The following is a 12,729-nucleotide window of genomic DNA, read 5'->3' as shown; positions in this document are numbered from 1 at the left end:
CACGTACATCCCCGACGAATAGAACTTCACCTGGGAGTCGATGAAGTCGCCGATCCCGGAGAACTCCACGATGTCATCGAAGACAGCGTCAGTCTCGCCGCTCGACATCCCGAGGATTGCCGCGTTGAGGTAGACATTGTCACGGCCGGACAGGTCCGGATGGAAACCGGCACCCAGCTCCAGAAGAGCAGCAACGCGACCGCGGCGATACACTGCCCCACTGGTTGGGTCAATGATCCCGCCTATGATCTTGAGCAACGTGCTCTTGCCCGACCCGTTGTGCCCGATCAGTCCGACGGTTTCACCCAGTTGGATGTCCAGTGACACTCCGCCGAGCGCCCAGAAGTCCTCACGGGACTGCTCGCGTTTGGTGAAGTAGAGGACACGGTCCTTGATCGACTTGTCTTTGTGGAGCACAAATCTCTTCGAGATGTCCTCGAGGCGGACGATCGGTTCATGAACGAGAGTCACGGTCAGAGCTCCTGGGCAAAGTTGCTCTGCAGGCGAGAGAAGACGCGCTGTGCGATCCAGAGCAGGAACACGCTCACGACAAGCGCAATGAGTAGACGGATTTCGAGGTGGGCCGGCCAGTACTGGGACGGATCGCTCGTGCCTGCCACCCACATTGCTTTTTGCATTCCGAGGATGGCTAGCGTGACGGGGTTCGCCAGATAAAGCTCCTCGAGCCATGAGCCCTGCAGCGACTTGTGGACGAACGAGATGGAATAAACGATCGGTGACGCCCAGAAGAAGATGAGCAGCATCACTTCCACGAGGTGTTGCACGTCGCGGAGATAGACGTTGACCGCGGACAGCACGAGCGAGATCGCGGTACCGAGCACGACGACGAGGATGATCACGAGGGGTAAGTAGAGAAGCTCCCAGTGAAGCGGTGGTTTGAGGGCGACGAATGTGGCGACGATCAGGATGCCGAACTGCACCGCGAAGTTGAAGAGAGCCCCACCGACGGCCGCGAGGGGAAAAATCTCGCGGGGCAGATAGACCTTCTTGACCAGGCCACCGTTGCTGACGATTGAAGTTGTGCCGACGCTGATGATTTCCGAGTACAGCCCCCAAATGGTGAGGCCGGTGAAGATGAAGATGGCGAAATCGGGGGTGTTGCCGGCCGCGCCCAGGAACTGTCCGATAGCCACGTAGTAGATCAGCAGCTGGGCCAGCGGACGCACCAGAGACCAGACGATTCCCAGGCTGCTGTTCTTGTACTTGGCGCGAATCTCCCGGCTGACGAGACGCCAGAGCAATTCGCGATAGGCGAAGATTTCCTTGACCGATTCAACGGTCCCTCTGCCCTTGTGGTCAGGGCGCCCGATCCGCCGCAGCGGCTCCTTAACGACCCGCGTAGGTGCAGGGTCATTCACGGGCTGGTCCATAGGGCAGGGTCTCTTTCGATCGGGTACAACTTCAGAATCCTACAGAGTTCACCCGGGGGATGCTGGGAGGAGGAGCCACGCTCGCTTGGGGGAGGGCCCCCGAGGGTGCTTGATAGACTCCGATGGCTCTGTTCTATAAATACGATTTTGAGGTGTCTTGTGAGAAAACTCCGGCCTGGTCTGGTTTCCGTGGTGCTGGTGAATTTTCGAGGTGCCGAAGATACCATCGAAGCAGTCAAGGGGTTGCAAGGCCTGAACTGGCCTAGTGAAGACCTGGAAATCCTCGTTGTCGAGAACGGGTCCGGCGACGACAGCCTGGCCAAGCTTCGTGAGCATGCTCATGGCGCGACAATCATCGAATCCAAGGAAAACCTCGGCTTCACAGGCGGGTGTAACCTCGGGGTTTCCCACTCGAGCGGCGAATTCATCGCCTTCTTGAACAACGATGCCAAGCCGGACGTCGACTGGATCTCAGCGGCTATGGCGACCTTTGCGACTGGAACCGACATCGGTGCTGTAGCGAGCAAAGTCTTGGATTGGGAGGGCGACAGGGTCGATTACGTCGACGGCTCCATCACCTGGTACGGCATGGGCTACAAGCCGCATGCCGGAGAGAAAGATCGCGGTTCCTGGGACGAGGAGAAGGACGTCCTGTTCGGGACCGGGGCTGCGATGTTCATCCGCGCTCGAGTCTTTGAGCAGCTCGGCGGGTTCGATGACAACTACTTCATGTTCTATGACGACGTGGACCTGGGGTGGCGGCTCAACCTCCTCGGGTACCGATTCCGGTTCCAGCCGAAGTCGCTTGCTTTTCACAAGCATCATGCGTCGATGGACAAGTTTGGAAACTTCCGAGAGACCTATCTCTTGGAACGCAACGCGTTGTACACGCTGTACAAGAACCTCGACGATGAGTCCCTCGCCCAGGTCTTCCCGGGCGCTTTGCTGCTCGCGACCCGACGTGCGATCAGCCGCGGCAAGATCGACTCCGCTCAACTTGATCTTCGCGTGCCCGGGAACGATAGCGAATCACACGTTTCGATCTCCAAGCAGACCGCTGCCGGCATTTTTGCGATTGATCAGTTCGTGGAAAACCTTCCAGCTGCAACGGCAGAACGAAGGAAGGTACAGGAGTCACGCGTCAAGTCAGACCGCGAACTGAAGCGGCTGTTCGGGAAAACCGATGAGCCTGCGTACCCTATTGAGAGTTACCTCGCTGGCTACGAAAAGATCGTCGGAACGCTGGGTCAACTCACGGAGCCTGTTCGTCGTCGAATTCTGGTGGTTACCGGCGATCCAATCGGAGCCAAGATGGCAGGCCCTGCCATCCGCGCATGGCACATCGCCAAGACATTGTCCAGCGAGCATGACGTCCGGCTCCTCAGCATTGCCAGCGCCGTCTCGCTCGACAAAGACTTCGAAGTCGGCGTCATCTCTCGTCACCGGCCGTCGTCGGCTGAGCCCCATGAAGAGTGGGCAGACGTCATCATCGTGCAGGGGCACGCACTCGCCATGTTCCCGGCATTCGGGAAGTCGAACAAAATCCTCGTCGTCGACGTGTACGACCCGATGCACCTTGAACAGCTCGAACAGGGCCGAGGTAAAACCCTCACCCTGTGGAACGATCAAGTCAACGGCGCGACGAACGCGCTGAACCACCAGCTGGAGATCGGCGACTTCTTCCTGTGCGCAAGTGAGCGGCAGAGACACTTCTGGTTGGGCCAGCTTGCGGCTCTCGGCCGCATCAACGCTTACACATACTCCAGGGACTCCGAGCTCGACTCCCTCATAGCGGTGGCTCCATTCGGTATTTCGAGCACCGATCCGGTGCAAACCAAACACGCGATTCGCGGGGTCGTCCCTGGGATTGGCCCCGACGATAAGGTCGTCATTTGGGGCGGTGGAATCTACAACTGGTTCGACCCGGACACGCTGATCCGCGCGGTCGGCAAGGTTGCTGAACGACACCCGGACATCCGCCTCTTCTTCATGGGCGTCAAGCACCCGAACCCGGACGTTCCGGAGATGGAAGCGGTTGTAGCAGCTCGCCGCGTCTCCGAAGAACTCGGGCTGACCGGTAAGAACGTCTTCTTCAACGAATCTTGGGTGGTCTTTGACGAACGTCAGAACTATTTGCTGGATGCGGACCTCGGCGTGTCGACCCATTTCCAGCATGTTGAAACAACGTTCTCCTTCCGCACGCGAATTCTCGACTACCTCTGGGCGGGGCTGCCCATTGTCACTACCGAAGGGGACTCGTTCGGCGACCTGGTCGCTTCCGCATCCCTCGGAGCTTCGGTTCCCGAACGCGACGAGGAAGCGATCGTTGAGGCACTTGAGAAGTTCCTCTATGACGAGGTTGCGATTGCCGAGGCCCGGGCGAACGTCGCCAGAGTGCGGCAGGAATTCGTTTGGGAGCGCGCACTAGCCCCTCTCGTCGAGTTCTGTCGAAACCCCGTCGTAGCGGCAGACACCAAAGTACTCGCGAAGAATTCGCGACTCGGAGCGAAGCCAAAACGGGTGGGGGCCAATCAAATCCAGGAGAGAAAGACCGGCCTGAGCCGCGACATCGAGCGAGCGGTTTACTACCTCAGGGAAGGTGGCCCGGCGGCTGTCTACGAGCAGTTTGTCGAACGCCGGAAGCGTCGTCGTGACCTCACGAGTTGAATTGCTGTCCAGCATTCGGGGGCAATCCGGTGAACTGCGGCGCGTCGGATGGGCCGATTTCGGCGGCAGATCCCGCAAGTCAATACGATTAGCCTCATGAGGGAATTCACGGACGTTTCTTGGTGCCGAAAAACCACGGGGGTAGTCGCCGCGGTGTTGTTCGCGCTTCTGGCCACGATCGGGGCGGTGGTCGTGCCAACGACTGCGGCAAGCGCTGCTGACCTGTCGCAGTTCAAACCGGGCAACATCATCAGTGACGCGGTCTTCCATGACACCAGCACGATGTCCCAGGCACAGATCCAGAGCTTCCTCAACGGCAAGGTCTCCACGTGTGCTGCTGGTAAGACCTGCCTCAAGGATTTCTCGCAATCGACGTACGACCGCGCAGCGGATGCAATGTGCGACGGGTACCGCGGCGCAGCGAACGAGTCTGCGGCGTCCATCATCTTCAAGGTGGCGCAGTCCTGCGGCGTGAACCCGCAGGTCATTCTGGTGATGCTCCAGAAGGAGCAAGGCCTCGTGCAAAGCAGCGCACCCTCCGCTTGGGCGTGGCAGGCATCAATGGGTTATGCGTGCCCCGACACTGCTGCATGCGATACCAAGTATTTCGGCTTCTACAACCAGGTCTACATGGGTATCTGGCAGCTCAAGCGCTACGGTAACCCACCAGGAACAAGCAATTACTTCACGTGGTTTCCTGTCGGCAAGCCAGCCCAGGTCCGCTACAGTCCCAACGCCTCGTGTGGATCCTCAGCGGTCACCATGGAGAACAAGGCCACCGCGGCGCTGTACTACTACACGCCGTACCAGCCGAACGACGCTGCCCTGGCTGCTGGATATGGTGCATCCAACGACCCCACCTGCTCCGCTTACGGGAACCGCAACTTCTACAATTACTTCACCGACTGGTTCGGCTCGACGAAAGCGCCGGCCCCAACCGATCCGTTCGGAAACGTCGAAGTGGTGCAGGGCGGCGTTGGAGCGATCCGGGTCGCGGGATGGGCCATCGATCCGAATGTCTCGAGCCCGATCGACGTTCACGTGTACGTAGACGGCGTCGGCAAGGCGTATACGGCGTCGGCCCCGCGGGCGGACGTGGGCGGCGCCCATCCGGCCAGCGGACCCAATCACGGGTTCGATGTTCAATTCCCGATCCCTGCTGGTGGTTCGCACTCTGTTTGTGTCTACGGGATCAACTCCGGCCCCGGTGCGAATACGCTCTTCGGTTGCTGGGACACGACCACACCGGGTGGCGACCCGCTTGGTCACCTGGATCCAATCCAGACCGACGCAACGGGTATCCGGCTCTCCGGATGGGCGATCGACCCGGACATCGCCGGCCCGATTTCCGTCCATGTTTACGTTGGCGCCGCAGGAAAGGCCCTGACCGCCAACAAGACGCGGGGGGACATCCCGGCGAAGTACGCGGCCTACGGGACCAACCACGGCATCTCTGAGACGATTCCGGCGGCAGCTGGCCCACACACGGTCTGCGCCTACGGCATAAACGTCGGCACCGGCGCCAACTCCGTCCTCGGATGTCAAACAGTGACCGTGCCGAACGCGTCCTCGGGCATCGTCGAGAAGGGCAGGGCTCCGGTGGGGGCCCTCAGCTCGGTCACAGCGGACGCCTCTGGAATCTCGGTCTCCGGATGGGCGATCGACCCGGACACCGCTTCGGCGATCCCGGTGCATGTCTACGTCGACTCCGTCGGGAAAGCAATCATGGCTGACGGCAACCGTTCCGATCTCCCTGCCGAGTATGCAGCGTATGGGCCGAATCACGGGTACTCCCTGAAGGCACAGGCGGACCCGGGTAGTCGGACGGTGTGCGCATACGCTATCAACAACGGTGCGGGAGGAAACGTCGCCCTGGGTTGTAAAACCGTCGTCGTGCCCACTGCTTCTTCGGGTCTCAGCGAGCAAGGGCGGGTGCCGATCGGCAACTTCGAGACCATCTCCGCCGTCGCCGGCAAAATAACGGTTTCAGGGTGGGCAATCGACCCGGACACTGCTGATTCGATTCCGGTTCATGTCTACGTCGGTTCCACCGGGGTGGCGATGCTCGCCGACAAGAGCAGGCCGGACGTCGCCCTGCACTACCCCGCGTACGGTGACAAACACGGCTACTCGGCAACGCTCAGCGCGGCTCCTGGCGTCCGGACGGTGTGCGTCTACTCCATCAACTCGGGCCCTGGCGGAAATGTGCTGCAGCGCTGCGAGAACGTCACTGTTCCGGCACCTCCCAGCACGATCTCTGATCAAGGACGAGCCCCGTTCGGGAACCTGGAGGCTGTCGTTCCGACGGCCACGGGGTTCCAGATCTCCGGTTGGGCGATCGACCCCGACACGACCGCGCCGATAGCTGTGCATCTCTATGTCGGCTCAATCGGGACCGCTGTGGCAGCTGAGGGTTCACGAGAAGATGTCGCGGCTTCGTACCCGACGTACGGGCCACACCATGGATTCTCTGCCAGTGTCGCAGCGCCCTCGGGCACGTCGACGGTCTGCGCATACGGAATCAACAACGGCGCCGGTGGCCACACCCTCATCGGCTGCCAGACGGTCACGCGATAGTTCGTCGCGAGTCGAACACCCACGTTCGTTAGTTGAGAGCGAAAGTAAGGACACTATTGGGCGGATGGTGCGCCGAGAGCAGGACAGGAAATCGATGAAAAACGTGTGGCGTAAGACCGCCGAGCGCCCACTCTGGACGTTTGTGGCATCCTGGCTCGGAATTTTCATCCTCTCGGGGAGCTGGGCTGTGGCAACACCGATGGGCGGCAGCCCTGACGAGCCCGCACACATCATCAAGGCTGCCGCGGTCGCCCACGGGCAGCTCCTGGGCGAACCGACAAGCAAACCGGCCGAACTGCGGGTGACGGTGCCGACTGACGTCGCAACAGCCGCGACCTGGCCGTGCTACGCCTTCGATCCAACCAGAACGGCCGCCTGTGTCGTGGACGCGGTCACCGACGCAAGCGGACTGTCGAAGGCCACGACGTCGGCCGGGCTCTACAATCCGGTGTACTACGCGCTCGTCGGGTGGCCGTCGCTGCTGGCCGAGAGTCCCAAAGTGGCAGTGCTCGGAATGCGTTTGGTCAGCGCGCTGATCTCATCGTTCTTCCTCGCTGTGGCTCTAACCGTCCTTCTCCAGTTTCGGCGGCCGTTCATGGCATCCGCGACCTTTGTGGCCGCCGCAACGCCGATGGTTTTCTTTCTGAACAGCGCTGTCAATCCGAACTCGCTCGAGATCACTGCTGGGGCCGCTCTGCTCACCTTGCTCCTCTGGGTCACGATCGGTCCCCGTCCCGACGAGCACCTCCGGATGGCGCTTGTGCTGATCGGCGTCAGCGGTGCGCTGCTCTTCAACGCGCGCGGAATCTCTCCGGTCTGGGTGGCGCTCATCGCCGCCGCAGTATTGATCGCCACTCCTGGTGCGCGTTTAGCGGCCTTGTTCAGGAGATGGGAAATCTGGGCGTGCCTGGCTGTGCTCCTCGCCGGTGTGGGGTTCGCTTTGGCGTGGGTCCTGAGTAGCGGAACGCTCAACAATATGGGCAACTTCCCGGGGGCGGGCGCAACCACTCCCACCCAGGCATTCATCCTCATGCTGTTGGACAGGTCTTTCGATCCGGGCTTGATCGGCGTATTCGGGTGGCTGGACACCTGGAGTCCCGCATTCACCTATGTGTTGTGGTCGGCGCTCGGAGCCGGGGTCGGCATTGTCGCACTTACCATGATCCGTGGCCGCCTTCTTGTCGCCTACATCGTTATGGCTCTCGGCCTGTTCATCGGCCCGCCCCTGATTCAGGCTCTCAGCGTAGAGAACTCCGGCTACATCTGGCAGGGACGCTATACCCTCGTCGCGTACGTGTGCTTCATCCTGCTCAGCGGAGTCGGGATGATGCTTGCGCCGCGAAGCCACGCCATTACGGCAACCCGGCCGGTAGCCGTGACCTTGTTCTGGGCCTTTGGAGCGCTTGTCGCCATCGGTCAGGTGTGGGCGCTTGCCGTAACGATCAAGCGCTACGCGGTCGGAGTGAACGGCACCTGGACGTCCCTGTTGCTGAACCCGCAGTGGCATCCTCCTGTCGGTGTTCTTCCCTGGCTGGCGCTTGCGCTCCTGGGGCAGGGATTGATCCTTGCCGTGCTGTACGCGGCGCTGAACACCGGCGCGCATCGCGAGACCGAGAGCGTCGAACTCGCGTCAGCTGTCAGGAGTTAGCGAACGATTCGTGGGGCGAATCACCGGGCGATGTGCCCGGGCCCGGATCCCCTGCGGTGAGGCGGCCCTCCGGCCCTATGTGCGGGAGTCGCTGAAACGGCGAAAGCTGGGCGTGGACGGACTGGCCTGGATATCAAGTTGCAATGCGCTGATCAGCATCTGTGTGCCGATCATCAACGGCAGAGCGGCAAGCATCACCGTCGCCGCGGTGGCGACCACGGAACTGAGGACCTGGAAGCAAACCCAGATGGCTACACCGATGCCGAAGATGAACAGCAACAGGCCCATGAACAGCAGCAGGGCGATCGGCGAGAAAGACCACAGGACGTAGCGGTACCAGATGCGCCGCCAGAAGCCCTTCAGCAACATGTTCATCAACTCCGGGATGACGGTACGGAGCTTGATGCTGGACACCTCGTCGCCATACACGGCAGGAACGGGAACGTCGACGGCCGGAACCTGCAGGATATTCAAGTGAATGAGCAGGTCATTCTCGAAGCTGTACCGGCGAGCCACATGATCGAGTGGCACCCGCTCGAGCACCTCGGTCCGGACGGCGGTGTACCCGTTCTGGGGGTCGAACAGGTGCCAGTAACCTGAAGCAAGCTTCGTCATGAATGACAGCACGATATTGCCGAACACCCGGTATCTGGGCATGCCTTCGAAAGATTCGGGCGCGAAGAACCGGTTGGCCTTCGCGAAGCCGTAGCCTTCATCCGTCACCTTGTCGAGCAGCGCCGGCAAGTATGCGGGATCCATCTGGGCGTCGCCGGCCATGATGACGTTGACCTCGGACCCAAGCTCCATCGCGGTCCTGTGGCCGGTGATGATGGCCCCACCGACGCCCTGGTTGACCTCGTGACGGATCAAGTGGACCCTGGGGTCGGTGCTTGCCTTCACCACCTCGCTGGTGGCGTCAGGGCTGCAGTCGTCCACGATCACGATGTGGTCCACGAATGACGGCATCGTGTCGATCACCGTTGCGATCATGAGTTCTTCCTTGTAGGCAGGAACAACTGCAGAGATGGTGGCACCCTTGTACAAATTTAGTCCTTATCGTGATTTTCGATGGGCGCCGGAGCGCCATCCGGAACGGAATCCGGGTTGAAGCGCGGGGCCGCGAAAACCCAGTAGCGATACGCGAAGTAGTTCCAGATTGTGCTGAACACGGTAGAGAGCACTTTGCCGCCGGCCCAGCCAAGCGGAGTTGCGCTGAGCAGTGTGACGATGCCCATGGTGGCGACTGTGTTGAACGCCACCAAGGTCGAGTAACGCACCAGCGCCGGTCCATGCGGAGAGTTTCCACCGAACGAGAACGCTCGCTGCATCGTGAAAGTGTAGACGAAACTCAGTATGAAGGCTAACCCGGTGGCCAGCCACACCGGGAGGCTCAGTACTTCATGGAAAAGTGCGAGCAGCCCCATGTCGAGAGCGAAAGCCGATCCTCCGACGAGGAGGTAGCGCACCGCGCTGTGGCCGAAGAACGCGGCGAGAAACGACGGCCCTTTCGCCGGCTCTGGGGACTCCGGGAGAAACCCCGTCGTCATGTTCGTAATGCCGTGCGCTCTGCCACTACCTTGTCGATGACCTCGTGGGGCGGCAGGATTGTCGCACGCTCCGTCGCCGCATCGTACGTCCCGTCGATCACCGCGAGGAACCGCTCGAATTGAGCAGTCAGCGGCTCCTGGGAGGTTACGAGTTCAGGGATCTCGATGACGGTCTGCTGTCGGTAACCGCGTCCTTCGCCATCGACCGAGTTTTCGGAGACGTGGTGGTACACGGTGACGTCGCGGCGGAGAAGGTCAACCTCGATGAGGCGATCGATCTCGTAGATTGAGAGGGTCCGGATCTTCCTCTGCCCGATCCGGCTCGCCGAGACCTGCGCGATGGTGCCGCCCGGGAAGTTCAGGGTTGTCTCCGCGACGTCTTCGGCGTTGTGTTCTGATTCGGGGTGGAAGAACCCGAGGCGCGCTTCGACCCCGCTCGGCTCGGCGCCGGCCAGGTTGATCGCGAGGTCGACGTCGTGCACGAGAAGATCCCACGCGACTCCGGTCTTGATCCGGGGCGCATAGGGGGAGTGGCGAACGCCGGTGATGTGGAGCGGTTCCTGCATGAATGACCGCGCTGTCAGAACCGCGGGGTTGTACCGTTCGAGCAACCCGCACATCAGCGGAAGGTCCTTGTGGGCCGCGAGGTCGATGATCTCACGCGTCCTCAACAGGCTGTCAGCGACGGGCTTCTCGATGAGCAGTGGGGTGTCCTGGTTCAGGACCTGCATCGCAAGAGGGTAGTGCGCCTCGGTGGCTGCTGCAACGACGACCCCGTCGATCCCAGCCAGATCAGGCAACTCCGGTGCCCAGACGGCGCCGAACTTCTCAGCGACCGCGCGTCCGACTGATTCGCGCGGGTCCACCAGAAACTTGAGGTTTGCCCCTGTCGACTGCGAGATCACTCGCGCGTGGTGGCTGCCCATGTTCCCGGCTCCAACAAGAATCAGATTTTTCGGCTCTGTCACGCCTACGCTCCCAGCACGTTGTTGATTGTGTCGACGATCGTGGCGATGTCGTCATCAGTCAGTGCAGTGTGCACGGGAATGGACGCGACCTGACGAACCACCTCACTGGCGACGGGGACATCGGATCGGAGTACGCGAGGGTCGTTCCGGTACGCGTCGTAGTCTTGAATGAGTTTCGGATAGTACACGCCGCACCCGATACCCGCCTCTCCGAGTCTCGCTACGAACTCGTCGCGACTGATACGAGCATCGTCCGTGATTCGAACCGTGTACTGGTGCCAGACGTGCTTACGGCCTTCCAACTGAACCGGCGTGACGAGTCCGCGCACGCCTGCAAGCCCTGCACTGAGCTTCGCGGCGTTTTCCTGTCGTCGAGAAACCGTCTCGGAATACCGGGAAAGTTGTGGGAGAGCGAGCACCGCCTGCAGATCAGTCAACCGGTAGTTGTTCCCAGCCATTTCGTAGACGTATCGCGCCTTCATGCCCTGATTGCGGAGAGTGCGGAGCTTGTCGGCCAGCTCGTCGCTGTCCGTCGTGATCATGCCCCCTTCTCCTGTTGTGATGTTCTTCGTTGCGTAGAAAGAGAAGGTGCCGATGCCGAAAGTGCCCGCAAACTTCCCCTTGTAGCTGGCCCCGTGGGACTGCGCGCTGTCCTCGAGGACCAGGAGGTCGTTCGCCTGCGCGAGAGCCATGATGGGATCCATGTCGGCCATCTGACCGTACAAGTGGACAGGGGCGATCACTCGGGTGCGGTCGGTGATCTGCGCGGCGACCGAGGAGGGGTCGATGTTGAAATCGTCGTAACCGATGTCCGCGAAGCGAACCATTGCGCCGGCCTGGAGGATGGCATTGATGGTCGCAACGAACGTGAAGGGGGTCGTAATGACCTCGTCGCCTGGCTGCAGATCGAGAACCTCGAGGGAGGCGATCAGAGCTGTGGTCCCGTTGTTGACTGCGACAGCGTGTTTCGCGCCGAACATCTCGGCAAAGCGGTCTTCGAACTCCTTGACCTTCGGTCCCTGGGCCACGGCCCCGGATCGGAGGACGTCGAGTACAAGCTGTTCCTCTTCGGGTCCAAAAGCAACGGTGGTAATAGGTATCATTAGGCCTCGTCAGTTCGGCTACGCTGTATGGGCATTCCGAATGCCCCTTCAATAACCTACTCTGTGTGCGCGGTCGATGCTGGCAGCACGGCCCGCCACCGGTCCACCGGAGTCGCTGTGAACACCATCCACCCCACCGCCGTGATCTCCGACAGTGTCTCGCTGGGGAAGGGAAACACGATCGGGCCGTTCGTCGTCATCGACGGACCGGTGACGATTGGCAGCGGCAACTGGATTGGAGCGGGTGCGATCATCGGCGCTCCGCCTGAGGTCAGGTCATTTTCGCATCCGCGGACGCCAGGCGACGGCGTTGGCGGCGGCGTGATCATCGGGGACGATAACGTCATCCGTGAGCACGCGCAAATCCACCAGGGGTGGAAGGCGACCACTCGGGTGGGAGACCGGGCGTTCGTCATGAACCAGGTCTATGTCGCTCACGATTGCCAGATCGGCGACGACGTGACCCTCGCTTCAAGTGTCCTCCTTGCCGGGCATGTCCACCTGGGCGATCGGGTCAACCTCGGGCTCGGAACCAGCGTGCACCAATTTCGTTACATCGGCACCGGGTCGATGGTCGGCATGGGATCCGTGGTCACGACGAGCATCCCGCCGTACGCGAAGGCCTACGGTAACCCGGCACGCCTCCGCGGCGTGAACACCGTCGGCATGGAACGCAGTGGGATCCCCGCCGACGCCGTCGCGGCCGTGGTTGAGAGGTACGGGGACGGTCGGATGGAGCTCACCGTTGATGGCCTCCAGGACTTCGAGGCGCTGGCTGGCGCATACAGCGAATGGCATTCGCAAACAGCGAGCTGACAAGACGTAAGC

Annotated in this window: 10 protein-coding genes; 4 read left to right on the top strand and 6 right to left on the bottom strand. The window is 61.2% G+C overall.

Features of this window, described 5'->3' with window-relative positions:
- Together ACLQ62_RS13175 and ACLQ62_RS13170 are read right to left on the bottom strand one after the other, a co-directional pair.
- Positions 1-471 (bottom strand): ABC transporter ATP-binding protein (locus ACLQ62_RS13175; RefSeq protein WP_411722092.1); only part of this gene is annotated, 471 nt, incomplete at its 3' end.
- Positions 472-473: 2 nt separating this feature from the next.
- Complete coding sequence (locus ACLQ62_RS13170) at positions 474-1,379, bottom strand: ABC transporter permease (protein ID WP_411722091.1); 906 nt, start codon at positions 1,377-1,379, stop codon at positions 474-476.
- A 117-nt stretch (positions 1,380-1,496) separates the two neighbouring features.
- On the opposite strand from ACLQ62_RS13170, the gene ACLQ62_RS13165 reads away from it, so the two are divergent.
- From ACLQ62_RS13165 to ACLQ62_RS13155, 3 genes are all read left to right on the top strand, one after another.
- Positions 1,497-4,058, top strand: coding sequence for a glycosyltransferase (locus tag ACLQ62_RS13165; protein ID WP_411722090.1), 2,562 nt, complete (start codon positions 1,497-1,499; stop codon positions 4,056-4,058).
- A 96-nt stretch (positions 4,059-4,154) separates the two neighbouring features.
- A complete protein-coding gene (locus ACLQ62_RS13160) occupies positions 4,155-6,635 on the top strand; it encodes a hypothetical protein (protein WP_411722089.1) in 2,481 nt (826 codons plus the stop codon).
- Between the two features lie 94 nt (positions 6,636-6,729).
- The gene (locus ACLQ62_RS13155; RefSeq protein WP_411722088.1) at positions 6,730-8,283 is read left to right on the top strand and encodes a DUF2142 domain-containing protein; all 1,554 of its coding nucleotides are present in this window, start codon (positions 6,730-6,732) and stop codon (positions 8,281-8,283) included.
- A 75-nt stretch (positions 8,284-8,358) separates the two neighbouring features.
- On the opposite strand, the gene ACLQ62_RS13150 is transcribed toward ACLQ62_RS13155, so the two are convergent.
- From ACLQ62_RS13150 to ACLQ62_RS13135, 4 genes are read right to left on the bottom strand one after another with little or no spacing between them, the layout of a single operon-like run.
- On the bottom strand, positions 8,359-9,327 hold the full coding sequence (locus tag ACLQ62_RS13150) for a glycosyltransferase family 2 protein (protein WP_411722087.1): 969 nt from the start codon (positions 9,325-9,327) through the stop codon (positions 8,359-8,361).
- Positions 9,328-9,329: 2 nt separating this feature from the next.
- Positions 9,330-9,830, bottom strand: coding sequence for a GtrA family protein (locus tag ACLQ62_RS13145; RefSeq protein WP_411722086.1), 501 nt, complete (start codon positions 9,828-9,830; stop codon positions 9,330-9,332).
- Entirely contained in the window at positions 9,827-10,798 is a 972-nt protein-coding gene (locus ACLQ62_RS13140; protein ID WP_411722085.1) for a Gfo/Idh/MocA family protein, read from the bottom strand. The genes ACLQ62_RS13145 and ACLQ62_RS13140 overlap by 4 nt, the downstream gene beginning before the upstream one ends.
- Before the next feature lie 2 nt (positions 10,799-10,800).
- On the bottom strand, positions 10,801-11,901 hold the full coding sequence (locus ACLQ62_RS13135) for a DegT/DnrJ/EryC1/StrS family aminotransferase (RefSeq protein ID WP_411722084.1): 1,101 nt from the start codon (positions 11,899-11,901) through the stop codon (positions 10,801-10,803).
- 117 nt (positions 11,902-12,018) lie between these two features.
- Between ACLQ62_RS13135 and ACLQ62_RS13130 the strand changes: the two genes are divergently transcribed.
- Positions 12,019-12,717, top strand: coding sequence for an acyl-ACP--UDP-N- acetylglucosamine O-acyltransferase (locus ACLQ62_RS13130; protein ID WP_411722083.1), 699 nt, complete (start codon positions 12,019-12,021; stop codon positions 12,715-12,717).
- The last annotated feature ends 12 nt before the right edge of the window (positions 12,718-12,729 follow it).

It is taken from the genome of Mycetocola sp., from assembly GCF_046716805.1.
Taxonomy (GTDB): domain Bacteria; phylum Actinomycetota; class Actinomycetes; order Actinomycetales; family Microbacteriaceae; genus Mycetocola_A.
This window is presented reverse-complemented; position numbering and strand designations above follow the sequence as displayed.